Annotated in this window: 24 protein-coding genes and 2 tRNA genes; 8 read left to right on the forward strand and 18 right to left on the reverse strand. The window is 63.8% G+C overall.

Going from position 1 to position 24051, the window contains the following annotated elements; genetic code table 11:
* The first annotated feature begins 19 nt into the window (after window positions 1–19).
* Together ACGHJ7_RS08680 and ACGHJ7_RS08685 are read left to right on the forward strand one after the other, a co-directional pair.
* Window positions 20–1354: an MFS transporter gene (locus ACGHJ7_RS08680; protein WP_390476410.1), complete on the forward strand. Its 1335-nt coding sequence runs from the start codon at window positions 20–22 to the stop codon at window positions 1352–1354.
* 14 nt (window positions 1355–1368) lie between these two features.
* Window positions 1369–2406: a LacI family DNA-binding transcriptional regulator gene (locus tag ACGHJ7_RS08685; RefSeq protein ID WP_390476412.1), complete on the forward strand. Its 1038-nt coding sequence runs from the start codon at window positions 1369–1371 to the stop codon at window positions 2404–2406.
* Between the two features lie 30 nt (window positions 2407–2436).
* Here the strand turns inward: ACGHJ7_RS08685 and ACGHJ7_RS08690 are convergent, their stop codons facing one another.
* Window positions 2437–3126, reverse strand: a complete 690-nt coding sequence (locus tag ACGHJ7_RS08690) for a hypothetical protein (protein WP_390476414.1) — start codon at window positions 3124–3126, stop codon at window positions 2437–2439.
* A 108-nt stretch (window positions 3127–3234) separates the two neighbouring features.
* Between ACGHJ7_RS08690 and gntA the strand changes: the two genes are divergently transcribed.
* The 4 genes from gntA to ACGHJ7_RS08710 are packed head-to-tail and all read left to right on the forward strand — an operon-like array spanning window position 3235 to window position 5937.
* On the forward strand, window positions 3235–3939 hold the full coding sequence (gntA, locus tag ACGHJ7_RS08695; protein WP_390476416.1) for a guanitoxin biosynthesis heme-dependent pre-guanitoxin N-hydroxylase GntA: 705 nt from the start codon (window positions 3235–3237) through the stop codon (window positions 3937–3939).
* Window positions 3936–4514, forward strand: a complete 579-nt coding sequence (locus ACGHJ7_RS08700) for a DUF1989 domain-containing protein (protein WP_390476417.1) — start codon at window positions 3936–3938, stop codon at window positions 4512–4514. Before gntA ends, ACGHJ7_RS08700 begins: the two co-directional genes overlap by 4 nt.
* Window positions 4515–4517: 3 nt before the next feature.
* Window positions 4518–4823, forward strand: a complete 306-nt coding sequence (locus ACGHJ7_RS08705) for a hypothetical protein (RefSeq protein WP_390476419.1) — start codon at window positions 4518–4520, stop codon at window positions 4821–4823.
* 13 nt (window positions 4824–4836) lie between these two features.
* Window positions 4837–5937 carry a glycosyltransferase gene (locus tag ACGHJ7_RS08710; protein ID WP_390476421.1) on the forward strand — a complete coding sequence of 367 codons (1101 nt, stop codon included), beginning with the start codon at window positions 4837–4839 and terminating at the stop codon, window positions 5935–5937.
* A gap of 21 nt (window positions 5938–5958) precedes the next feature.
* Here the strand turns inward: ACGHJ7_RS08710 and ACGHJ7_RS08715 are convergent, their stop codons facing one another.
* Together ACGHJ7_RS08715 and ACGHJ7_RS08720 are read right to left on the reverse strand one after the other, a co-directional pair.
* Entirely contained in the window at window positions 5959–6846 is an 888-nt protein-coding gene (locus ACGHJ7_RS08715) for a glycosyltransferase family 2 protein (protein WP_390476423.1), read from the reverse strand.
* Complete coding sequence (locus tag ACGHJ7_RS08720; RefSeq protein WP_390476424.1) at window positions 6843–8885, reverse strand: HAD-IIB family hydrolase; 2043 nt, start codon at window positions 8883–8885, stop codon at window positions 6843–6845. The genes ACGHJ7_RS08715 and ACGHJ7_RS08720 overlap by 4 nt, the downstream gene beginning before the upstream one ends.
* A gap of 80 nt (window positions 8886–8965) precedes the next feature.
* Between ACGHJ7_RS08720 and ACGHJ7_RS08725 the strand changes: the two genes are divergently transcribed.
* Complete coding sequence (locus ACGHJ7_RS08725) at window positions 8966–10045, forward strand: glycosyltransferase family 4 protein (RefSeq protein ID WP_390476425.1); 1080 nt, start codon at window positions 8966–8968, stop codon at window positions 10043–10045.
* On the opposite strand, the gene ACGHJ7_RS08730 is transcribed toward ACGHJ7_RS08725, so the two are convergent.
* The 8 genes from ACGHJ7_RS08730 to ACGHJ7_RS08765 all read right to left on the reverse strand — a co-directional run bounded on the left by ACGHJ7_RS08730 (window position 9997) and on the right by ACGHJ7_RS08765 (window position 18596).
* Window positions 9997–10743, reverse strand: a complete 747-nt coding sequence (locus ACGHJ7_RS08730; protein ID WP_390476427.1) for a Crp/Fnr family transcriptional regulator — start codon at window positions 10741–10743, stop codon at window positions 9997–9999. The genes ACGHJ7_RS08725 and ACGHJ7_RS08730 overlap by 49 nt on opposite strands.
* Window positions 10744–10924: 181 nt before the next feature.
* Entirely contained in the window at window positions 10925–12520 is a 1596-nt protein-coding gene (locus ACGHJ7_RS08735) for a carboxylesterase/lipase family protein (protein ID WP_390476429.1), read from the reverse strand.
* Between the two features lie 11 nt (window positions 12521–12531).
* Complete coding sequence (locus tag ACGHJ7_RS08740; protein ID WP_390476431.1) at window positions 12532–12942, reverse strand: hypothetical protein; 411 nt, start codon at window positions 12940–12942, stop codon at window positions 12532–12534.
* A 6-nt stretch (window positions 12943–12948) separates the two neighbouring features.
* Window positions 12949–13833 carry a spinster family MFS transporter gene (locus ACGHJ7_RS08745; protein WP_390476432.1) on the reverse strand — a complete coding sequence of 295 codons (885 nt, stop codon included), beginning with the start codon at window positions 13831–13833 and terminating at the stop codon, window positions 12949–12951.
* Between the two features lie 82 nt (window positions 13834–13915).
* Window positions 13916–16936, reverse strand: coding sequence for a TonB-dependent receptor plug domain-containing protein (locus ACGHJ7_RS08750; protein WP_390476433.1), 3021 nt, complete (start codon window positions 16934–16936; stop codon window positions 13916–13918).
* Between the two features lie 177 nt (window positions 16937–17113).
* A complete protein-coding gene (locus ACGHJ7_RS08755; protein ID WP_390476435.1) occupies window positions 17114–18298 on the reverse strand; it encodes a TetR/AcrR family transcriptional regulator in 1185 nt (394 codons plus the stop codon).
* A 91-nt stretch (window positions 18299–18389) separates the two neighbouring features.
* Window positions 18390–18465 (reverse strand) — tRNA-Thr (locus ACGHJ7_RS08760).
* A gap of 57 nt (window positions 18466–18522) precedes the next feature.
* Window positions 18523–18596 (reverse strand) — tRNA-Cys (locus ACGHJ7_RS08765).
* A gap of 147 nt (window positions 18597–18743) precedes the next feature.
* Here ACGHJ7_RS08765 and ACGHJ7_RS08770 point away from each other — a divergent pair.
* Window positions 18744–19520, forward strand: a complete 777-nt coding sequence (locus ACGHJ7_RS08770) for an acyl-CoA thioesterase (protein ID WP_390476437.1) — start codon at window positions 18744–18746, stop codon at window positions 19518–19520.
* Between the two features lie 10 nt (window positions 19521–19530).
* Here the strand turns inward: ACGHJ7_RS08770 and ACGHJ7_RS08775 are convergent, their stop codons facing one another.
* From ACGHJ7_RS08775 to ACGHJ7_RS08805, 7 genes are all read right to left on the reverse strand, one after another.
* A complete protein-coding gene (locus tag ACGHJ7_RS08775; RefSeq protein WP_390476439.1) occupies window positions 19531–20340 on the reverse strand; it encodes a crotonase/enoyl-CoA hydratase family protein in 810 nt (269 codons plus the stop codon).
* Window positions 20306–20752 (reverse strand): winged helix-turn-helix domain-containing protein, encoded by a 447-nt coding sequence (locus ACGHJ7_RS08780; RefSeq protein WP_390476441.1) that lies wholly within the window; start codon window positions 20750–20752, stop codon window positions 20306–20308. Before ACGHJ7_RS08780 ends, ACGHJ7_RS08775 begins: the two co-directional genes overlap by 35 nt.
* On the reverse strand, window positions 20749–21147 hold the full coding sequence (locus ACGHJ7_RS08785) for a JAB domain-containing protein (protein WP_390476443.1): 399 nt from the start codon (window positions 21145–21147) through the stop codon (window positions 20749–20751). The genes ACGHJ7_RS08780 and ACGHJ7_RS08785 overlap by 4 nt, the downstream gene beginning before the upstream one ends.
* 47 nt (window positions 21148–21194) lie before the next feature.
* Window positions 21195–21698 (reverse strand): hypothetical protein, encoded by a 504-nt coding sequence (locus tag ACGHJ7_RS08790; RefSeq protein WP_390476445.1) that lies wholly within the window; start codon window positions 21696–21698, stop codon window positions 21195–21197.
* Between the two features lie 13 nt (window positions 21699–21711).
* Window positions 21712–22098: a hypothetical protein gene (locus ACGHJ7_RS08795; protein ID WP_390476447.1), complete on the reverse strand. Its 387-nt coding sequence runs from the start codon at window positions 22096–22098 to the stop codon at window positions 21712–21714.
* A 34-nt stretch (window positions 22099–22132) separates the two neighbouring features.
* Window positions 22133–22660, reverse strand: coding sequence for a LuxR C-terminal-related transcriptional regulator (locus ACGHJ7_RS08800; protein ID WP_390476615.1), 528 nt, complete (start codon window positions 22658–22660; stop codon window positions 22133–22135).
* A 120-nt stretch (window positions 22661–22780) separates the two neighbouring features.
* Complete coding sequence (locus ACGHJ7_RS08805; RefSeq protein WP_390476449.1) at window positions 22781–23974, reverse strand: LL-diaminopimelate aminotransferase; 1194 nt, start codon at window positions 23972–23974, stop codon at window positions 22781–22783.
* Window positions 23975–24051 lie beyond the last annotated feature (77 nt).

The raw sequence follows: 24051 nt of genomic DNA on the forward strand, positions 1-24051 counted from the left end.
ATCGGAGAGGGTAGGATTTATGAAAATCGCCGGAAAACCGCGGCTTTCGCTGCTGCGAATCATCGAAATGAATATCGGCTTCTTCGGCCTGCAGTTCAGCTTCGGACTGCAGCAGGCCAATATGGGCCCGATCTACGGCTTCCTCGGTGCAGAGGAAAAGACGATGCCGCTCCTGTGGCTTGCCGGGCCGATGACGGGGCTTCTCGTCCAGCCGATCATCGGCGCGATGAGCGACCGGACCAATTCACGCCTGGGTCGCCGCACGCCGTATTTCCTGATCGGCGCCATCATCTGCTCGATCAGCCTGTTCCTGATGCCCTATTCCAGTGCGCTCTGGATGGCAGCCTCTCTGCTCTGGATCCTGGATGCCGGCAACAATATCACGATGGAACCCTACCGCGCCTATGTGGCCGACCGGCTGGTCCCGGACCAGCGTTCGACCGGCTTCCTGACGCAAAGCGCGTTTACCGGCCTCGCGCAGACGCTTTCCTATCTCGCGCCGACCCTGCTGACGGCCTTCGTGGCGCAGGACGTGCTGGATGCGAACGGCATTCCGGTTATCGTGAAAATCGCCTTCATCATCGGGGCCATCCTTTCGATCAGCACCATCGTATGGTCGGTATGGCGCGTGCCCGAGCTGCCGATGAGCGACGAGATGAAAGCCGATCTCGACGCGAAGCCCATGACGATTGCGGCAACCGCGTCCGAAATCGTGTCCGCGATCCGTGAAATGCCCCGCGCTATGCGGCAATTGTCGGTCGCGATGCTGTGCCAGTGGTACGCCATGTTCGCCTATTGGCAGTACATTACCTTTGCCGTCGGGCGTTCGCTCTACGATACGTCCGACCCTTCCAGCGCCGCCTTCCGCGAGGCGACACTGACGACGCAGCAGGCAGGCGCACTGTACAATTTCATCGCCTTTCTCGGTGCGCTGGCACTGATACCCATCGTGCGCAGACTGGGAGCGCGGCTGGTCCACGCCATCTGCCTGACCGCATCGGGCGGTGCGATGCTGATGATCCCGGGCGTCGAGACAACGGCGGCCCTGTTCGTCCTGATGCTGGGCATCGGCATCGGCTGGGCAGGCATGATGGGCAACACCTATGTCATGCTGTCCGACGTGATTCCGGCAGAGCGCAATGGCATCTACATGGGCATCTTCAACATGTTCATAGTCATCCCGATGCTGATCCAGACGCTGACCATGCCGCTGTTCTACGAACCGCTGCTGGGCGGCGATCCGCGCAACGTGCTGGTTCTGGGCGGCGTCCTGATGATCGTCGGCGCGATTGCGACGATGTTCGTCGATGCGGGACGCCCCGTGCCTAAGGTGATGCAGCCGGAACGCGGCTAGGTTATACCCGGCCCATGGTAGATGACGATCCGGTAAAGGAAACAGGCGGCCCGGTCCGGGTCCGCACGATAACGGACCTGGCGAAGCTGGCCGGCGTGTCGCCCGGAACCGTGTCGCGCGCGCTGGCGGGCAAGAGCCTGGTCAATGCCCGGACGCGCGAAAAAATCGAGGCCATCGCCCGCGACCACGGCTTCCGCCCGAACCAGATGGCCAGCCGTTTCCGGCGGCAGAAAACCGGGGTCATCGGTGTCGTCATCCCGCTGGGCCACGATCGCCGCCAGCACGTGTCGGACACGTTCTTCATGACCCTGCTCGGCTATCTTGCGGACGAGCTGACCGAGCGCGGATACGACCTGATGCTGAGGCGCGTCATCCCCGACAAGGACGAGGACTGGCTGGACCGGTTCATCGGTTCGGGACTGGTCGATGGCGTTATCGTCGTCGGGCAGTCCGACCAGTTCGACCGCATCGAGGATGTCGCCGACGGCTATCTGCCGATGGTGGTCTGGGGCAACCACCAGGAAGGCCAGCGCCACTGTGTCGTCGGCACCGACAACGTGCTGGGCGGCAAGCTGGCAGCGGAGCGGCTGATCGCGGCAGGTTGCACGTCACTCGCTTTCATGGGCGAAACGCAGGCCATTGAATTCGCCGCACGCCAGACGGGCGCGAAGGCGGTCGCGGACGAGCGCGGCGTTCCGATCCGCCAGTGGGCGACGCATCTGAGTTCTGAAAAGGCCGCCGGCGACATAGCCCGGCATCTCGAGCGTCATGCGGGCGAAATCGATGGGATATTTGCAGCGACAGACATGATCGCGATCGCAGGCCTGAAGCAATTAAAGGAGCGCGGCGTGGATGTGCCGGGTTCGATCAAGCTCATCGGCTTCGACGATCTTCCGATATCCTCGCAGACCCAGCCTGCCCTGACCACCATCCGGCAGGACATTGCAGCCGGTGCGCGCGGGCTGGTCGACCTGCTGCTGCGACGCATGGGCGGCGATGATACCGAGAGCCTGGTCCTGCCGCCGCAGCTCATCATCCGGCAAACCGCCTGACGACCAAGGCCGGGGCCCCTGCTCCGACGTTCAGACGCCGAACTGGCGCTCTATCCCGGGGTCGAGATAGCGCGAGACGTGGGCGGCATCTTCGGGACCCAATTTTTCGTGGCGCACCGGCTCGAACGGCCGGTTATCCTGCCCCTTGTAGGAGGTCACGGGCACGAAGTCGCCGCGCATGGGCGTGCCGCTGGCACCGGCAATCCGGCGCACAACCTGCTGCGGCTCGGCCACCAGTTGCGCGTGGGAAAGCAAGGCGTGCCCCCGCGCACGGGCGGCGACGTCGAGCCAGTTGCCAAGCTTGGCTGTCCGCATGGCAATGGCATTGGCGAACGGATTGCCGGTATCGGGACACATTTCTTCCGCGATAGGCTTCCCGAAATCCGGATGCCCTTCCTCCACGCCCCAGAAATCGTCGTCCCACACGCTGCGCCATTCGGCGCGAATGAACTCGGCGAAATCCAGTTGCTTCAATTCCGGTACGGCGTGCCACGGCTTTGCGTGAAGGCTGCGCAGCCATTCACCCGCTTCCCTGGCAATCACGACGACAAAAACGTCATCGGGGATGGCGACGCCGGGCGGCACGAGCCAGTGCTTGAAACCGAACACCTCGGTGAACTCCAACTCCGGCAGGTTGCGCTCCAGCAGCTTGATGAGTGCGTTCGTTCCGCTGCATCGCTGGCCGTAGACCTGGAAGCGCGTAAAAGTGCCGTTGTTCAACCGTTCCTCCTGAAAAACCCGAGCGCCCTAGCCCGCGTTCCCTAGCCCTTCCGCTTGATCGATGTTGCATGGTCGCAACGCTTTGGCGCGGCAAGCGTCGGTGTCCCGATGATCGAGACACTCTCCAGGGAAAAGGTTCGGGACCGCGGGACGGACATCCTCGCGGCGACACTGCGCGAACATATCGCGGCAGACGATTTTCCCTGCGTGGGCGCGAAGTCCGCCCTAGCGACGAACCGCCTGAAAATCCTGACGGCGCGTTCGCTTGTCAGCGGTTGGAACGATATCGAGATACATCAGGCACTGCTGGGCTGGAGCCGTGACTATGCCGACGATCCCACCGGCCTGCGCAGCCTCGCGGTGGTTTTCGGCGGACCCGGCAATCTGGACGAAGCGGAGTTCGAGGCCGCTATGTGGGAACGGCTCAATTCGCTTGCCGCCAAGGACGACTGGCGCGGCCAGAAATACGATCCCGAAGTCAGCAGCGATCCCGCCGATCCCCATTTTTCCATGAGTTTCGGGGGAAAGGCGTATTTCGTCGTCGGAATGCATCCGGCAGCATCGCGAACCGCCCGCCGCGCGCCCTTCCCCACACTGGTCTTCAACCTGCACGACCAGTTCGAAGCCCTGCGCGCATCGCAGCGTTACGAGCGGATGCGCGAAACCATCCTGAAGCGGGACGAAAACCTCGATGGCTCGATCAACCCGATGCTGTCGCGCCACGGAACCATCAGCGAAGCCCGGCAATATAGCGGACGCGTCGTGGATGATGACTGGCAATGCCCCTTTTCCGATCCAAGGAACGAGCGATGAACCGTATCGAGCCGCGCACCGGCACTGCCATCGAACTGTCGAAGGGGCAGGTCCTGACCGTGATCGATCCCGAGGGCGGACAGGTCAGCGACCTGCTCGCCGTGTCACGGACGGACCCCGGCGAAATCCTCTCCAACGGGCGGACTTTCGACTACGAAGAGCGGATCATGCTGACCACGGGCGCGCGGCTATGGTCCAACCGGTCGAACCCCATGCTGACGATCCTGGAAGATACGGCCCCTGCCCATGATTTCCTGCTGACGCCCTGTTCGAAAGACACGTTCCGCCATTTCTATCCCGACAAGCCTGTCCATCGCGGCTGTTTCGGGAATCTTGCAGAAGCGCTGGAGCCCTACGGCGTAGACCGGGACGCGATCCCCACGGCCTTCAACGTATTCATGAATGTGCCCGTGGCGCGCGCCGGGACCCTGTCCGTCGAACCGCCGCAATCAGTGCCCGGAACCCAAACGAGCTTCCGCGCCGAGATGGACCTGGTGATCGGACTGACGGCCTGCGCGGCCTACGCTTCCAATGGCGGGACGTTCAAGCCGATCGACTACGATGTAAGCGGTTAGGCGATGCTGGACATTCTCGAATGGTATGGTGCCATTTCGGGCGTCGTGGCAGCGCTGGTAGTTGCATCGAACGTGACTACGCGCATCAGCGGATGGGCGTTTGTCCTGTTCGTGACGTCTTCGATCGCGCTGATTGCCTGGGGTTTCCTCAGCGACGATGCCAGCGGGATCGGCTGGCAGAATGTTGCACTGCTGCTAATCAATCTGTGGGGCGTCTTTCGCTATCTCGGCCCGCAAGGCGCGCGGGAAACCGGCTCGCTGTCCGCTGCCCGAGAGTCTGCCGGACGAAAAACCATCCATGATACCTGAGGGATAACCCTGAATGACCAAGCCTATTGCCTTTTTCGCGCATCATCAGGGACGCGGTCACGCGAACCGCATCATGGCCATCATGGAGCATATTCCCTCCGCGCGTCCGGTAACCATCATGACCGCCGCGCCTTCCCAGTTCGACGAACGCCCTCGCGAGGCGGACATCATCGAACTGCCGAACATGATCGGCGCGCCATCGCGCAGTCCGGCCCTCCACGACCAGCCGACGCCCGGCATGATGCACTGCGTCCCGCTGGGCGTGGACGAAATGCGCCGCCACATGGGACGGATCGCCGCGACGCTGCAGGACATCGACCCGGCGCTCTTCGTCATCGACGTTTCGGCGGAGATCGCGCTCCTGTCCCGCATCATGAGCGTGCCTGCGGTCACGATCCGTATGCATGGCGACCGCGAGGATACAGGGCACGTCGCGGGCTACGAAGCCTGTGTCGCCATGCTCGCCCCGTTCGACGTGCGCATGGAACAGGCGAGTTACCCCGAGGCGCTGCGCAGCCGCACCTTCTACACCGGCGGACTGTGCACCACCCGCGATCCCTTGCGCGAGCGCGCAGAGGCACGGGCACGCCTCGGCCTCGACGCCGAGAGGCCGGTGACGCTCGTCATCGCAGGCGGGGGCGGATCGGGGACGCCTTACGCTCCGCTGACAGTCGCGGCCCGTGCAGAACCGGACACGCTCTGGCTGGTTGCCGGGCCGGTCCACCGCGAAGGGCACGAAACCGATTTCGGCAATTTGCGCGAACTGGGCTGGATCGACAATCTAACCGACTACTTGTGCGCGGCCGACCGAGTGATCGCGTCGGCGGGCGATAACACCGTCCACGAGATCGCGCGGGCCGGCAAGCCGTTCCTGTGCATCCCGGAATGGCGGTATTTCGACGAACAGCAGGCAAAGGCCAGGGAACTGGCCCGGCTGGGCGCGGCGGTCATGCGGGAAACCTGGCCGGCATCGAACCCGGAATGGCAGAAGGCGCTGGCCGAAACGGATGCGTTGGATACATCGATCCTGTCCTCTCTGCATGACGAGGATGCCGCGCGAAAGGCGGCGCACTGGCTGGAGGATATGGCAGACCGCCTGTGGGCCGCGGACTGATCCGGCGCGGCCCGGCAAGCCTCAACTGAACAGGACATCCCCGCCCTGCCGGGTCGCGGCAATCTCGTCTTCACCGGGCGGGCGCAGAACCTCTATGGTCTCCGCATCGCGGCGCAGGAGGCCGCGCTTCTCGAAATCGTCGAGCCAGTATTCCATGCACCATTCGCCCCACAGTGAGCGGTAACGCCGGGCATTGGCCACGATGGTGTCGAAATGCTGCAGGGGCGGCTTGTGCACGTGATGATGCTGGTGGAAGCACACGGTCCCGCCGATCCAGTACAGCCTCGCACCCGAATGCTTCAGCCGCTGGCCGAGATCGGTCTCTTCCGCGCCATAGCCGATATAGTCCTCGTCCATGCCGCCTGCCGCCCTCCAAGTGAACGCGGACATGATGAAGGCCAGTCCCCACAACTCGCCGAAATCGGCGATCGGCAGGAAGGATTCGTCCGCAACCGGACGCTTGCTGGGATGGCGCACACCAGTTTCGTGAAGGCGTGGATAGTCCGGCAATCCATCCGGCTGCCGCCAGCCATCCCCATTTGCCGGCAGGTATCGTACCTCGGGCAGGAACACGCCGTTCTCGTCAAGGGCGTCCGCTTCGGCCGCACGCTTCACGAATTCGGGATCCGGAATGCAATCCACATCAAGGAAGGCGAGTACGTCGCCCTGCGCGGTCTCCGCCGCCCGGTTGCGCGCAGTGGCCAGCGGCATGGGTTCGCCGTCCACCCGGACCAGGCGGACCGGAAATTTGAGATCCGTATCGATGTGCGGTGCGTCGGGCTGCATATGCGCGACGACCAGTTCGTCGGGCGGAAAGACCTGTGCCTTCAACCCGGCGACGAGGTGGTCGAGATGCCCCTGCCGCCCGCGCACCAGCGTCAGGACCGAAACGGATCGGTAGGTGCTCACCAGCTTCCCGCTTCCTGGTAATGGCGCACGCCTTCAAGCACTCCGGCGGCGAAATGCCCCTTTGCCCTGTAGGCGTGGGACAGCGAAGGGTCCTGCGCCAGCCCGTCACTGGCATTGCCGACAACGATGGGGAACGGGCAGGCCCGCAGCATGGTGAGGTCGTTGCCGCTGTCGCCGGCGACAACCACACGAGACTGGGTCAGCGAGAGAACCGCGGCCACATGGGCAACCGCAGGCCCCTTGCCCGAGCCTTCCGAGAGGAGGTCGAGATAGCGGCCGTGGCTTGCTACGACTTCCGTGCGAAGCCCTTCGGCACGCAGGGCCCTGCCGATCCTGTCCGCATCCCGACCGTCGAGAAAATAGCTGGCCTTGCCAGGATGTTGTTCGAGCAAGGCCTGGGGACGAAGGCCAAGGCTGTCCGCGAAAGCGCGAATGTCCCGGTCCTGCCAGCCCGTTTCGACCTGTTTGCGCCAGGCTCCGTCCTCGCGGTACCGACGCGTTTCCCGGTCGTACCAATGGATACGTGTGCCAACGCTGCTGATGATGACGTCGGGGGTCGGCACCCCCTCTGCCGCCAGGATCGCCTGCGCGCTGTGGAAGCTTCGCCCGGTGGCGATGCCCAGCGCGATCCTGCCCGAATTTTCCGACTGCCAATCCAGGAATTCGCGCAACGCCTCACGGTCGCCCAGCAGCGTGTTGTCAATGTCGCAGATCAGGATCCGGTCCCAGTCCGGCGCCGGCTTCGCAGGGCCGGTAATCTCGCGCACCAGGCGATGATAGAGCGCACAATGCGCCTTCCAGTCATAGGCGGCGACCGCCTGTCCGCCTGCAGAGGCGTAGCGGATCCACTTGCGCCTGTCGGTCACGATGGAACGGCACGCGCTGGCAATTGCCGCCGGGTCGCGCGGGCAGACGAGCTCGCCATTATTGCAACGCTCGATAATATCGTTGGGCCCCCCGCTGTCCGTGGCGACGACCGGCAGGCGCGATGCCGCCGCTTCCAGCAGGGTAAGTCCGAAGGGTTCGTTCAGTGCAGGGTTGACGAACACCCCGCCGCTTTCCCGCGCCAGCGCATAATAGGCAGGGATGTCGGCCGGTTCATGGTTCTTGGGATAGGCTACCTTGCCATAGAGATCATGCCGGTCGACCGCCTCGATGATCTCCTGCATGACTTCGCGGCATTCCTGCTCCAGCTCGCCCAGGACCGATCGGCATCCTGCCACGATCACGAGATTGGCGGCGGCCTGCAGGGCGGGGTCGGCGGCGTAGGCTTCTACCAGTCCCAGCAGGTTCTTCTTGCGCACCGGCCGCGCGATGGCGAGCAGCATGGGCTTGTCCGGATCGCGGAGGAATTGCGAGATATCGCTGCGCACCTTGTCGCTGGGCTGGGCCGCCTCGAACCGCGAGAGTGTGCAGCCGGGCGGAATGACCCGGATGCGGCCCGCTTCGATGGATGCGTAATGCGCATATTGCGCCTCGGCCTCGTCGCGCGAACTGGCGATCACGGCATCCGCGCTCTCCAGCGCGCGCTCTTCTACCGCGATGCGGCGATCGAGGTATGCATCCGTCGAGCCGTTCACTGCCCGCTTTACCGCGCCAAGAGAATGGCCGGTAAAGACATAGGGTATGCCCCGCTCCTCCTTCGCATGGCGCGCCAAGATACCGGCATCAGCATAGTGCGCGTGGATGAGGTCCGGTTTCTCGTCCAGCGCATCGATATACCGCAGGAATGCGTCACACAGCTGCTCGTGCCGTTCGTGCAGGCGTTCCTTGGGCAGATAGGCGGGATCTCCATCGTCCAGCCGCACGAGCCGGATCTTTTCGCTGACCTCGCCGCATTGCGCCTCAAACCGGGAGCCCAGACTGGCATCGGTAAATCCGCGCGTCACGATATCCAGCCGCTCCACTTCCGGATCGCGCGCACTCGCGCAGGCGAGCTCAAGCAGATAGGTGATGTGACCGCCCGTATCGGCAGTGATGCCATAGGGAACATCGGTCAGGGTCAGGCACCCTTGCAAGGCGATATGGCAAACAAACATCGACGCACTCCAGCTACGCCGTTACCGATGGTTTCGACCCGCCCAAGTTCCTCGAAATCAAAGTGATAAATGTTGGCTCCATGCGAATAGCCCACGTCGCCCCGGTCATTCACCCGGTCCCGCCAGCGACCTATGGCGGCACCGAACGGGTCATTGCCGATCTCGCCGCAGCGCAGATCGCGAAGGGTCACGAGGTCACGCTGTTCGGACCGGCCGACTCCACGCTTCCCGGGGTGCAGCAGCTCGGCGATTACCGCTCGCTCTCGTGGTACGAAGCGGCGCAAGAAAACGTGCCGCCCGGCCTGCCTGCAGTGCTGGAGGCGCAATTGCTGCGTGACCTTATGGCCCATGCGCCGGGGCACGACATCATTCACCTTCACGGATCGGCCCATGCGAGCGCCGCTGCCGGGGCATGCGGCGTCCCCGTCTTCCGGACGATCCACTGGCGCGCCGACGAACTGGATCATGTCGAGCACTTCCGTGCCTTCCCGCAGGAACGCGTGATCGCCATTTCCCGGAGCCAGGGAGAGGTGGTGCCGCCTGAAAGCCTTGCCGGAGTGGTTCATCACGGGATGCCCGTAACCCGCTACAAGAAGGGCGAAGGCGAAGGGCAGCACCTTGCCTTCCTCGGCAGGATGACGGACCAGAAGCGGCCCGATCGCGCCATCGCCCTGGCGAAGGGAACGGGCCGGGAATTGCATCTGGCGGGGCCCGTCGATCCGGGGAATCCGGACTATTTCGACCGGGTCGTGCGGCCCGAACTTGGCGGAGGCATACGCCATGTCGGCAGCGTGGACGATGCCGGAAAACAGGCGCTGCTCGGCAGTGCCGCCGCGCTTGTCTTTCCCATCGACTGGCCCGAACCCTTCGGCCTCGTCATGATCGAGGCCATGGCCTGCGGCACCCCGGCCATCGCATGGCGGCGCGGCAGCGTGCCCGAAGTCGTGGAGGACGGGCTGACCGGTATCGTCGTCGACAATGGGGAGGAGGCGGCAGCACGCATGGACGAAGTCGCCGCGCTCGACCGTGACCTGATCCGCCGGCGGTTCGAGGAACGCTTCTCCAGCGATCGGATGGCACAGGACACGCTGGCCCTGTACCGCGTGGCGCTTCAGTCGCGGTCCTCGAACGACTCCAGCGCCAGCTCACCCTCGCCATAGAGGTAGTCGCCGCGAAACTCGCCGAGGCGCTTCAGTTCCTCCTCGTCGAGGATCTTGATATGCCCGTCACCGGACAATTCCAGCACGCCCCGCTCCTTCAGGATGCGGAAGCTGCGATTGGCATGCACGGCGGTGATGCCGCAGGCCTCCGCATAGTCGCGCTGCAGCAGCGTCACCGGAAGTGTCTGCCCGTCATACAGGTCCACGAACCTGTGCCGCTCCACGATTTCGGAAATCAGGTGGGCAATCCGCCCTTCCGCGTTGAGGCGCCCCAGCCGGAAGATCCATTCCCGGTGCATGGCGGCATCGAGGAGGGTGGAGAACCAGAGCGCACGGGCAAGATGGGCCGATCGTCCGATAAGTTCTGCAATCGCCGAATGCGGCACTTCTGCAAGGTGCACGCGGCCGAGGGCAGCCGTGCTGTGATCGAGGCGCTTGAGCGGAAAACCGTGAAGGTCGACGAAATCGCCGGAGAAACTGAGCCCGACCAGTTGCCGGGCTCCGCGCTTGTCATCGAGATGGCGCAAGACAGTGCCGTCGATGATGTAATAGGAATGATCCACCCGCGTTCCGCGCTGCACCAGCGTCTGGCGCGCGTTGAGGTAGAACGTCCTCGAAACAGCCTCTTCCAGCCACTGTTTTTCCTCTTCCGAAAGTTCGTGACGCAGGCGGCCCTTCAGAAAAAGTTTCGTATGCAATTCGGACAACTCCGGCAGAACGCGACCTCGCATGTCGGCTAGCCAAGCGTATAGCGACTGTCAAAAGCCGGGCATACAACCTCGATCAATCGCCAGCGCGCGCTCGTGAAGGCAGCCAAAGGCAGGCAAACAAAATCGCCACGCCGACTGTCCGCTGGATCATCATCGACCCGGTTCGGACTCAATTCGCCGATGAAAGCGTTCTGATCGCGGCTTCGGGGTCGTTGCGCAGTACAGGTTCCAGGTCGAGATCCATCACGGCGCGTTCCCCTTCCGAATAGGCGCGCCATTCGGGGAGCAGCGGGCTCGAGGGAACACCGGTCCGGGCAAACGAGATCCAGGCATCGCTCATCATCGCGGCCATCCGTGCCGGGGCCTCGCCTTCGCCGACCAGCGCTGCACTCTCGGCAGCATTGTCGAACATCAAGGGGATGTCGAGCGTATGGGGCGACTTCAGCGCGCCTCCGGCGACCGGTGTCTCCCAGGTCAGCCGATAGACAAAGACCGGCGCCCTGGCCGTGCGCGACTGCTGGTCGGCCAGAAGATAGGTCCCCCGGACGAACCGGCTGCCCATCGCGGCGCTGGCGATATGGGTCGGCGAATAGCCGGGATACATCTCCCGGTACGCCGCCACTGCAGCAACAGCCTGGGCCCCCATTTGCGGGGCCATCGTGTCGAGCATCTCGTTGGTTAGCCGTCCAAACCAGGGCTGCGCGGCGAGAAACAGCGTCATCTCGTCCTTGTTGTAGCCGATCAGCAGAGGGATGTCGGCAGACTGTTCCGGTGCACTGGGCAGGAAGGGATCGCGCGGGACGATCGCCCCGTCGGCAATCGGTCCGAAGCTGGGCCCGCGGCCGAACCCGATTGCGGCAGGCGTCGCGCGCCGCGCCGCGGCGATGATCGCATCTGCCGAAACCGTCTGCAGTTCCTGCAGCGTGGCGATGCCGGCTTCGTCCAGGATGTCGGCGGCATAGGCAGCAGCTTCCGCAGGTTTCCCGCTGGTGACGCCGGGCCCCGACTGGACGATGGCCTTGTCGAACAGGCCGTTGGCGGACGGCATTGCCATGAGGTGACTGACCTTCGACCCGCCGCCGGATTCGCCCATGATGGTCACGTTGCCGGGGTCCCCGCCGAACGACGCGATATTGTCGCGCACCCATTCGAGCGATCGTACGAGGTCGAGATTGCCGACATTGCCCGACGCGGCGTATTCTTCGCCGAAGCGGCCCGCCAGGTTGAGATACCCGAAGGCGTTCAGACGGTGGTTGACCGTCACGACGACCACGTCCCCTTTCGCGGCCAGATTTCGCCCGTCATATGCGGGCCAGTTGCCCGATCCGTAAGCGTATCCTCCGCCGTGGAACCAGACCATGACCGGGCGCGATCCGCTGGTAGCATCGGGTGTCCAGACATTGAGGAACAGGCAATCCTCGTTGTCGATCTTCTCCTCGCCATAGGTAGGGAAAATCGATTGCATCCGCCGCGTCTGGTCGGTCTGCACCGGTCCGCTCGGCGTGTAGAACTGCATGCAAGGGGCGCCCATGGCGGTCGCATCGTAGATACCGTCCCACGGCTCGGCCGGAACAGGTGCCTTGAAGCGCAATTCGCCGGTGGGCGGCGCGGCGTAGCGAAGCCCGTAATAGGCATCCACCCCGTCATCCTCGAGGCCCTGGACCTGCCCCTTGTCGGTCTCGACGACAGGTGTGACCTGCTGGGCGTGCAGGCTGACGGCCGAAAAACCGGCCAGGGCGGCGATAGCAAGCGGGAAGAAGCGCATGACGTGACCTCTCAGGTGGCGGCGGGCGATCTGGCGGTATTGCGACCCGGTTGTTGACGGGCGAGACAGCGCGATGCCTGCCAGTAACAGAAGATGGCCAATGGCGTGGCGGCGGCAATGACCAGCAGCGCCTGACGCAGGGAATCCTCGCCATATTGCGGGGCGAACACGTCGGACAGGATACCTACCAGCGTCGGCCCCAACCCCAGTCCGACCAGATTGATGACCAGCAGGGTGATCGCTGCCCACACGGCGCGCATCCGGAGCGGCGCCAGCGTCTGTATCAGCGCGAAGGTGGGCCCGAGATAACAGGACTGGAACAGCACCGCTATGAAGTAGCAACCGATCGCCAGCGGCGCGCTCTCGGCGATGTAGAACCAGATGAGGAAAGGCAGCGCGATGGTCTTGAGGCCCGCGATCATCAGTGGCTAGGCCTTCAGCCCGTAACGTTCGGAAAGCCGGTTCGCCAGCCATCCGCTACCAAGTCCGCTGGCGACACCGGCAATCGCCAGCAGGGGCGCGACGATATTGCCGACCTGCAGCGTATTGAGGCCGAAGGACCGGATAAGATAGGCCGGCGTCCACCCGGTCAGCGCATATCCGATCATTGATGTGAGCGTTACGCCCGCGACGAGCCAGACCGCTGCGGCATTGGCGAAGATGGAGCGGAAGCCCGAAGCGATCGACGGCATTTCGGTCGCTTCCACCGCGCCGGGTTCTGCGCGGCGCATGGGCTCGGTCGCGAAAACCTTGACGATGACCGCCAGGACGATGCCAGGCACGCCGATTGCGATGAAGGCCACGCGCCAGTCGAAGAAATAGGTCACGTTTCCCCCGAATATCTGACCCGCTGCCGCCCCCAGCGTGACGCCCAGCGAGTAAATCGAGAGCGCCAGTGCGCGCTTCTCGGCCGGATACAGATCGGCGATGATCGAATGGCTGGGCGGTGACGATCCGGCTTCGCCGATGCCCACCCCGATGCGGGCGAGCAGCAGGTGGGTAAAGTTTTGCGCCAGCCCGCAAACCGCCGTCATCCCGCTCCACAGTGCCAGCGCGATCGAGATGATGTTTACCCGGTTCGTCCGGTCGGCAAGCGCTGCGACCGGGATGCCCAGAGTTGCGTAAAACAATGCGAAGGCGAGGCCCGACAGCAGGCCGAGCTGCGTATCGTTGAGCAGCAGGTCCGCCTTGATGTCCTCCAGCAGGATCGCGAGGATCTGCCGGTCCATGTAGCTGAAGAAATAAGTGACCGTCAGGAGCCCGAGCGTGATGCGCCGGGCGCGCGGACTGACGTCAGTGACTGTACCTGTCATTACCGGGCTCGGTGCCCCCACTTTTACGGAGAAGTCCCCGGGACCGGAGGAGAGTATCCGGTCCCGGGGGAGGCACTCGGCCTTAGAAGCCGACCTTCACGCCAAGCCGGAAGACCCGTCCGAGCGGATTGCCCACGAAGGGATCGTAGCCCAGCACCTGGCGGGTGACCGGCGGGTCTTCGTCGAAGATGTTCTCGATCGACCCCTGCAACTGCACCTCGGCAGACCGGATGGGCAGGTTGTACAGGACGGTCAGGTCATGCTGCGTGAAAGCATCGATGTCCTGGCCGTAGAACGATTCTCCGAAAGGGGTCGCAGCGAAAGCCGGGTCCTCGTAACGTTCGTCCGTCAGCCCGCTGGCGTAGCGGAAGACATATCGTGCATTGAACCCGCCGACATTGGCATTCAGGAACGTATTGACCTTCCAGCGCGGCGTCGATGCCTGCGAACGGTCGGCATTCAGGAAACCGACCGCGTCGTAGGCGTCCACCACCGTCACGCCGTTGATGACGAAATCGTCTACGTCGTAATTCAGGATGTAGGTGAAGGCCGTGCCCAGCGTCAGTGCCAGATTGCCGGCGTCGAACGTGTAATCCGCCTCGACATCGAAACCGTCCGTCTTGACCGTCGGTCCGTTGACGAATTGCGTCAGTACGCGTGCCAGCCCGTTGGATGCCGTCGAAGCCGGGTTGCACGCTCCGCCGTTGAAGACGATCTGCGGTGCCAGCGGGCTGTCGCAAACAGCCGTCCCTCCCGGACCGCTGAACACGGCGCTGGCAATCGGGTTCTCCGGCTGTGCAGTCAGCGGGCCGTCGAAGTCGTAGTTGAAATAGTCGACCTTGACGGTGAGCGGCCCGGTATCGACCACGAAACCAAGATTGTAGGTGAAGGCATCTTCCGGCCCCAGGTTCGGATTGCCGATCCGGTCGACGGGGAAGAAGAACCCGCCCGCCGCATTGATACCCGTCAGGTTCGTGTTCTGGATGCCCGGCAGGACCTGTCCCGCCAGCGGAGCGCGGAAGGTCGTGCCGACCGAACCGCGAAAGACCAGCCAGTCGGTCGCCTCGAAGCGGAACGAGCCCTTGGGATCGAGGGTAGAGCCGATCGGATTGCCGTAATCCTCGTAACGCAGCGCGAGATTGATCTCCAGCCGGTCGGTAATGGGCACCTGGACCTCGCCGAACACCGCGTAGACATCCTGCGTGGTCTGGGCAGGATTGAGCGGTCCCTGGAAAATGAACGGACCGAGCGGGAAGGGGCAGTCCGTGTCGCCAAGCTGCTGGCACGGGAAATCCACGCTGCTGCTGAAATTCGTCGGGACGAGCTGATACTCGGCCCGGCGATATTGGGCGCCGACACCAAGGCCGACCCCGCCTGCACCGAAGTCGAGCGAATCGAGCAGGCCGCTCACCAGGAAGTCGACGACGTATTGGGTTTCCTTCTGGCGGTTGGCAGCCGCAGGCTCCGTGAAGAAGTCGATGACTTCCGCCAGATTGTTGTTCTGCCGCGGATCGTCGCCGTTCGGGCCGACATAATTCGGGTTGGTCTGGCCGGTAACCGGATTGCCTGCGATCGCGTTCGAGAACGGGTTGAAATAGAAGCAATTGCCCTGGCCGGGGGTACCCGTGGCCACGTTACAATCGGGCCCGCCCAGGCCGTCCAGCGCGTTCTGGAAACGGATACCCAGCGTATCCTGCACCGCCGCCCGGCTGTTGGTGTCGATATAGGTACCATAGAGGCTGGCGGTGAAGCTGTCCGACAAGTCACGCTCGAAGCCCGCCGAGATGCGGTAGCTCTCGTTTTCCGAGAAGCTGTCATTGCCGAAGGGATAGTCGTCGCTCAGCGGGTAACCGCCCAGCGCGAAGGGTCGATAGAGCGTCGTCTGCATACCGTTCGCTGCCGGGTTGATGACGGCACCGGTCTGCTGGACGAACGTGTCGAAACCCGGGTTCTCACGCGGGACGAAGAACGGGAAGGTCAGGCCCGGTCCCTTGGGCGACTGCGTTGCCGGATAGGACGGAGACAGCTTGGTGAAAGCCTCGCTGAAGGCGTAGAGCACATCGACATTGAAACGCGTCCGGTCGTCGAGATCGGCGCTCATCGCGCCGTACGCCTGATAGAAATTCGATTCCTCGACCAGGTTGTTGTAATCGGTGTACTGGTAGAAACAGCGACCATTGGCCGGCTGGATGAAGCCCCCAAGATCGGTACACCCCACATCCTGGATGGGCCCGCCGACGATGAATGTCGTCGCGCCAGGCGTCCCGAACGGGGCGACCACCACGTTTTCGGCATTGCCGTTCCGGATGGGACCGGTGGTACGCAGAACCGGGAAATATTGTGCGGGATTGACGACACCCGAATAGGGCGAGGGGTTCACGTCCGGCGGCTGGTTGGAAAAGTCGCGGTCGAATGCCGACAGCGAGGAGCGGTGGCGATAACCGAACCCCGCCAGGAAGTTCACGTCGGGGCCGACATTGATGCCGCCCAGAATGCTGGCGGTCCAGTCGCCGTCGCTGTCATCGATGAAGCGGTAGTCGCCCTGGATCTCGACCCCTTCGAAATCGGTCCGGGTGATGAAGTTGGCCACGCCCCCGACGGCATCGGAGCCATAGGTGACGGCGGCGCCATCTTTCAGAAGCTCGGTACGGCCGACCGCGAACAGCGGCAGCATGTTCGTGTCGACGAGCCCGTCGCCCGGAGAAACGATCGTGCGACGACCATTCAGCAGCACCAGGGTGCGCTGCGGGCCGAGTCCGCGCAGGTTGATCGTGCCAACCGCGCCGAGGCCCTGCACCTGGAACTGGTTGGAATCACCGATGACGCCGCCGACGGCAGGAATGTCCTTGATGAAGTCCAGCGGCGATGTCTGCCCTTCGGCCGCAAGCTGCTCGTTCGTGAAGACATCGACCGGAAGCGCGCTGTCCTCCGGCGTCCCGCGGATCAGCGTGCCGGTCACGACGATCGTTTCCGCCGCCGTTTCCTGATTGTCATCCTGCGGACCGCCTTCGACCGTTTCCTGCGCGGAAACGCCGCTCGAAGCAGCCATCAAGGCCGTCGCCATCGCGGCATGGCCAATCGACATCCGATAGTTCTTTTTCATCAAGCTCTCCCCGTCGGTCTTCTTCGACCTTCCCTTGGGAATGCTATGACTGGACGCGCTTACCGCGCCGGATTTGTCCGGTCGCGCAAGCCCTGCCCTCTCCCAAAGGCAGGAGCATACTTAACTTGCAAACTTGGATTGGCAACTCGGTATTTCGTCATTGCAGCGCGCCATCCATTATACCGCATTTGCGAAACCGTGCATGATCGCGTGCAGTATCCTGCCGCCGGTGACCCATTGATCATCGGGCCAGTAGAGCCAGACCGTATCGTAGCTGGCATTCGCGATTACTGCGGCGAACTGCGCGGCGATATACGGATCGACCGGGCGCGCGGTGCCCTCGGCCTGCGCCCGTGCAAGCTGTGCCACGAACCACCGGTCGAGCGGGGCCGAGCCTGCGATGACCGTCAGGCGAATGCTTCGCGGAAGGCCAGGCAGCGCCGAGTATCGCAGGATGGGCGAGCCCTGCCCGACCTGCACAGAAATGATCGAAGCAAGCACGGCCAGAACGGCGTCGAGCGGCTTTTCATGCCGAGCGGACGCGTCTTTCTGGAAGGTCGATATTCGATCGTATCCATGTTCGAAGCAGCGCTCGACCAGGTCCTTCTTCTCCGCCACGTGATGATAGAAGCTGCCCTTCGTCACGCCGAGGGCCGCACTGATCGCGTCGATCGAAGTCCCGCGATAGCCACGCTGGCTGACCAATTGCGTGGCGACACGCAGGAAACGCTCGCCCACGTCATCGGATTGAAGGGTGCTTTCGCGCTCGGCCGTAACGGAGGAATTCACCAACGAAGTATGCTCTGCTGCGAAGCCGTTGCAGAAAAGTTCGGTCAGGTGGTCCCGAACCTGTGCGAACTCCCATTCACGGAAATGGTCGATCCACCCCGGCAGCCAGAAAATATTCTCGAGCAACATCTGGGCCGGCAGCAGGGGTAGGTCCGGGTCCCGCGCCAGCCCCCGCTCCTCCAGCAGGACACCGATCTTCTCCAGCAGCGCGGCAAATCGGCTTCCGATGCGCTTGCGCCGCTCGCGAGACAGGGTGCGGGTCTCACCGATCTGGGCCTTGGGATCGGCGTGTCCATTGAGATAATCGGCGTATTGATCGAGTTCGATCGCAAACATCCTGCCGACGAAGGCGCGCAGCCCTTCGCTTTCGGCCGCGGCGATCACGTTCTTCTCGAGTTCCTCGATGCGCCTGTGGAAGATGGCCTCTGCCAGATCCTCGCGATTCTTGAAGTAATAGCGCAGGCTCGAAGGCTTGAACCCGACTTCGTGCGCGATCTTCGGCAGGTCGAGGTCCTCTATGCTCCCGGCCACCAGGGCCCGGCTCCCGATCTTGAGGATTTGCGATTTCTTCATCGCAGCGATTTGCCGCGGAGGTCTTTGCGTGTCCAGTCGGACAGGGACTGAACCAGGATGTCAGGCGTACATGGCGCGGCCACGAGAAAGGTGGTGCCGCTTAGAGGATTCGAACCTCTGACCCCATCATTACGAATGATGTGCTCTACCAACTGAGCTAAAGCGGCGCCCGGGCGGTGTGGTGTCCGCCCTATCGTATCCGACCCTGCCGAGCGGCAGGAAACTGGAGGCCCGAGCCGGAATCGAACCGGCGTACACGGATTTGCAATCCGCTGCGTCACCACTCCGCCATCGGGCCAACCGGAACGGGCAGTCAGCAAAAACCGCCTGCCTGTATGTCGGAAAGCGCGCCACTAGCGTGTCCCTTCGCGATACGCAATCCGCTTGTTGTCATTAAAGACGGTTCGCTCCTTGCCCCCCCGCCTTTGCCTGCTAGTCAGGCGCGATGTCGATCAAAACACTGCTTGCCCCCATCGGGACGGAAAAAGGCCGCGTGACCCTGCCGGCGGACCAATGGCTCCAGGGACGCACCCTCTATGGCGGGGCCAGCGCGCTGGTGGCCTATACCGCGACGGTCAGGGCCCTGCCCGACCTGCCGCCGCTCCGGTCCGCGCAGATCGCCTTTGTGGCGCCGGTCGGCGACAAGGTGGAACCGCGCGTCGAGGTCGTGCGCCGCGGACGCAACGTGGCGCAGGTGCGCTGCGACCTGCTGGTCGGCGGCGTGACCGCATTGACCGCATTCTTCCTGTTCGGAACCGCCCGCGAACCCAATGCACGCCACCCCGCCCCGACTGTCGAGCCATGGCCCGGCGCACCCGAGGACAACGACCCTGCGATGGAGGGCAAGGGACCGGCCTTCATCCAGAACAATTTCGAGCTGCGCCGCGCCCAGAAGACCAGCGGATCCGGACCGCCCGTGGTCCGGCGCTGGATCCGGCTGAAGGACCGGGACACGCTGGACCCGACGTCGACGCTGGTACTGGTCGGCGACACGCTGCCGCCGGGGGCCATGCGCGTGATGGAGCGGCAGGGACCGATCAGTTCGATCAACTGGACCTTCAACGTCCTCGACCCCGATGCCACGACCCGGGACGGATGGTGGCTGGCGGAAACGGCCAGCGACCATGCCGACGAGGGCTATTCGAGCGAGCGGCTGCGCCTGTGGGACGCCGATGGCAAGCTGGTCCTGTCGGGCCAGCAATGCGTCGCCGTGTTCGGCTGACGGGCGCGCGTCAGGCGACGTCTTCGTAATTCGCCTTGCGCTTGGCCATGCCGGCCATCACCGCCTCGATCTGGTTCGGGGTGCGCATGATCGCCGCCTGCTCGACGCTTTCCTGCATCAGCAGGTCTTCGCCGCCAAGGTCGTACATCTGGTTCGACAGGCGCTTTGCCGCGCGGATGGCGTGCGGGTTGCGGTCGGCTATCGTGGCGGCAATCTCCATCGCCTTTGCCAGCGGATCGCCGGTGACGTGGGTGACGAGGCCATAGCCCTGCGCTTCCTCGCCGGAGAACTGGCGATTGGTATAGACCAGCTCGCGCAGGACATCGTCGCGCACCAGCCCGCGCCAGAGCTGGTAACCGCCCATGTCGGGGACCAGCCCCCATTTCAGCTCCATGATCGCCATGCGCGCATCGGGCGTTGCGACGCGGATGTCGGCCCCGCTGGCAATCTGCATACCGCCGCCGAAGCAAACGCCGTGCACCGCCGCGATGACAGGCACGGGCAGCTTGCGCCAGGCGGTTGCCACCTGCTGGAACGTGTTGGAATCGCCGTGCGTCCTTTCCGTCAGGGGCGGGCGCGACGCATCGGGCTCCGCGCCGAAGGACGAGGTGTCGAGACCCGCGCAGAAAGACGGCCCTTCGCCCGATAGCACCACGACCCGCACGCCGGGGGCCGTTTCCAGGGCGGTGGCGGCTGCGATGATGGCCTCGAACATGGCGGGATCGAGCGCGTTCATCTTTTCCGGACGGGTCAGCCGCACATGGGCAATCCCCTGATCGTTCAGGTCAATCGAAACACGCTCGCTGGTCGGGAATGTCATATCGGTCCTCTTTTTCCTTGCCTGCGGTTTCGCGCAGCAGGACCCCGGTGTCCAGCTCGGCATTGGGGACAGGGCCCAGCTCTCCGCAGCGCACATCGACCGAATAGCCGCCCGTGTCATGCGTCCGGACAAGATCGCTGATGCCGTGGGCTGCCAGCTTGGCCCGCAGGCGGTAGACATGGACCTCCACGCTGTTGGTCTCGGGCTCGTGCGTCATCCGCCACACGTCGCGCAGCAGGGTGCGCCGGGCGACAGGCTTTCCGCCCGCCTCCCCCAGCCGCCAGAGCAATTCGAATTCGCGCGGGTGGAGGGACAGCCACCGGTCCTCGCAGCGTGCATCGCGGTGCAGTATGTCGAGCACCAGCGGACCGATGCGAAGCCGCCGCGGGATGTACGCGGTGAAAAAGCTCACAGATATCCGCCGAGCCGCATGCTGAAGCCGCGGTCGCGGGTGAAGATCAGATGGTCGATCAGGGTAATGTCGACTTGGCTGCACAGAGCGGAAAGGCGGCGGGTCGATTCGATGTCGGCCGCGCTGGGACGGCAAACACCGGACAGGTGATTATGCGCCAGCACGATCCCGTGCGCCTGCCGCGCGAAGGCTTCCTGAAGCAGCAGCCGTCCCTTGAGGCACATCGATCCCGCGCATCCGATGACGAGGGTCCGGTCATGAACGTAACGATCGTACCGGTCGTAGAAGACGACATGCAGCCGCTCCTCGCCCAATCCCTGGAATATGCCGTGAAGATACAGCACCGCTGCATTGCTGACGGGCTCGGCTTGCCGATGCGGGAAAGGCAGGGCCACATCCCGGCGCGCCGATGACGCGCGTGCGTCAAGGGTTCGAACGGCGTTCACGTCACCGGCCGCGGCGGAGACCGGGTAACCGTTCCCCGCCATTCGCGGTAGGGACCCATCCGCCGCGATCTTCGATGGTGCCGCCATAATCCCCCGGCGAGGATCAGGACCTCGAAATAGAACGGCATCACGTAGAGCAGGTAATAGGACAGCGAGGTCATCTCGGCGAGGCCGATGCGCACCATGTGGGCGATGACCGACACGAGCTGCGCCGCGGCGAGAACCAGCGGATAGAACCGGTTGGCGCGAAGGGCGATGGCAACGAAGGACACGAGCGCCGCGGTATCGAGAAAGACGTGCCAGGGATCGGCCGTCTGCAGCGGGTAATAGGGCCCGAATACCAGGTGATAGACGTCATCGACGAAAAGCAGAAGGAACAGCGTCAGCGCGCTCGCCTTCTCGGGCCCGGCCCCGCGCCACAAGGCGAGGCCGGCCATGCACCAGACCGCTACGACGAAGGCCTGGTGCAGGACCGAGGTTACGAGATTGATCGTTTCCAAGGCTTTCTATCGCCTATGCCGCTGCGGCCGCGCCGATGGCACCGAAAGCGAAATTGTCCGGCTGCGCCGGCGCCGCAGAGGCTGCGGGCGCTTCCAAATCGAACGCCGTCATGGGCGTCTCCACCGGATCGTCGCCGCCCATGTATTCGCGCGCCACGCGGTTCAGTTCCTCGTGCACGCGCAGGAGGTTCGTCGACATGGCCACGGCCTGTTGTTCCGCCTGGGCCAGCCGCAGGATCGCGCGCTGTCCGGCATCGACACCGATGGCCGGGTTCTGGCGGGCCGTCAGCAAGGCCTGCTTGAGCTTCGCGCAGGCAATCATGGCCTCGTCCGTCACCGCCTCTGCTTCGCGCACGCGTTTGCGAATGAAGATGGCATCCTGGGTAATACGATTGGACATGCGGAAACTCTCCCTGCCCAGCCGTCCTGCCCGGTCACGGCTGTGTTGTAGAACCGGGGGAAGTGACTTCCTGGCCTCCCGAAGCCTCGGCAACGGAGAGTGCCGCCGTCACCACCAGAACGACCAGTACGATGAACGCAAGGGCCAGTCCGATGATGACGGCAAGGCGATAGAGGACAGCATGATCACCGTCGAGCACCCCGGGGATAACCCGGGGCTCGTGCTTCGCATCCCATGGCGCCTCGATCGCAAGTGGCGCCACATCAGCTAACACGAATTCCCCGGGTGCGACCCGGTCTCCTTCTTGCGGCGATTGGCGCTGCGGCGGCACTTCAGAAAAGCTGGATGCAGAAAACCTGTAGGCCTCGTTCCTATCTTTTTCAGGGACTTGCACGCGGTAGGCCTCTACCAGCGCGTCGAGGCCCTGCACCCCGAATGCATCCTTCAGGGCGCGGATATGCTGGTTCACCCGGCTTTCGGAGATGCCGAGTTCGTGTGCGATCCGCTTGATCGGCAGCCGGCGGTCGATGAGGGCAAGCACCTCCATTTGCCTGTCCGTCAGCGTCTGCGGCCCCGGGGGGGGGTCATGGTATCTTCCTGTCTGCGCACGGTCTTTCGTTTACCACTGTGTGCGTGGTTATCCAACCAACGGAAGTCGGACACGAAAGTGCCGTCTTAAGTCCTAGTCGGGCGAAATGCCCTTGCGCGACAGGTATCGTTTCACGTTTCGAGCGGCCTGGCGCAGACGCTGCTCGTTCTCGACCATGGCAATGCGGACATAACCTTCGCCCTTCTCGCCGTAGCCGACGCCCGGGGCGACGGCTACGTCGGCCTCCGTCAGCAATTCCTTCGAAAATTCCAGGCTGCCCATGTGTGCGAGAGCGGGCGGGAGCGGCGCCCAGGCGAACATCGAGGCCGGGGGCGCGGGGAAATCCCATCCTGCCCTGCCGAACGCCTCGACCATCACATCGCGCCTCTTGTGATAGATTTCGCGGTTTTCCGCCACCACATCCTGCGGCCCATTCAGCGCCGCGCAGGCTGCGGCCTGGATCGGCGTAAAGGCCCCGTAATCGACATAGGATTTGACCCGCGTCATCGCGCCGACCAGCTCCCTGTTGCCGACGGCAAAGCCCATGCGCCAGCCGGCCATGGAATAGGTCTTTGAAAGGGTGGTGAACTCAACCGCCACGTCCTTCGCCCCGGGAACCTGCAGGATCGAAGGCGTCGGCCTGCCGTCGAAATAAAGCTCGGAATAGGCAAGGTCGGACAGGATCCAGACCTTGTTCTCCTTCGCCCAGGCAACCAGCCGCTCGTAGAAAGCGAGATCGACGACTTCGGCCGTGGGATTGGACGGATAATTCACCACCAGCACGCTGGGCCGCGGCACGGTGAAGGCCATCGCGCTTTCGAGAGCGCGCCAGTATTCCTCGTCCGGCGTGGTCGGGACGGCGCGGATCGTCGCCCCGGCAAGGATGAAGCCGAACTGGTGGATGGGATAGGACGGGTTGGGCGCCAGCACCACATCGCCCGGCGCGGTGATGGCCGTTGCAAGGCTGGCCAGCCCTTCCTTGGATCCCAGCGTGACGACCACCTCTGTCTCGGGATCGATGTCCACGCCGAAGCGGTTGCCGTAATAATTCGCCTGCGCCTTGCGAAGGCCGGGAATGCCGCGCGACTGGGAATAGCCGTGGGCCGTCGGCTTGCTCGCCACCTCGCACAGCTTGTCGATGACGTGCTGGGGCGGCGGGCGGTCGGGATTGCCCATGCCGAGATCGATGATGTCGCGGCCCGCCTTGCGCGCCGCGTGCCGCATCGCGTTGACCTCCGCAATGACATAGGGAGGCAGGCGTTTCATGCGGTAGAATTGTTCGTCCATCGGTCCTCGGCGTCGGTCAGGCGTTTGCTGCGAGAGGCACACTGCCTCATGCCACGTGCATTGCAAGCGGCAGACCT

The organism is Altererythrobacter sp. MTPC7 (assembly GCF_042851395.1).
GTDB lineage: Bacteria > Pseudomonadota > Alphaproteobacteria > Sphingomonadales > Sphingomonadaceae > CAJXSN01.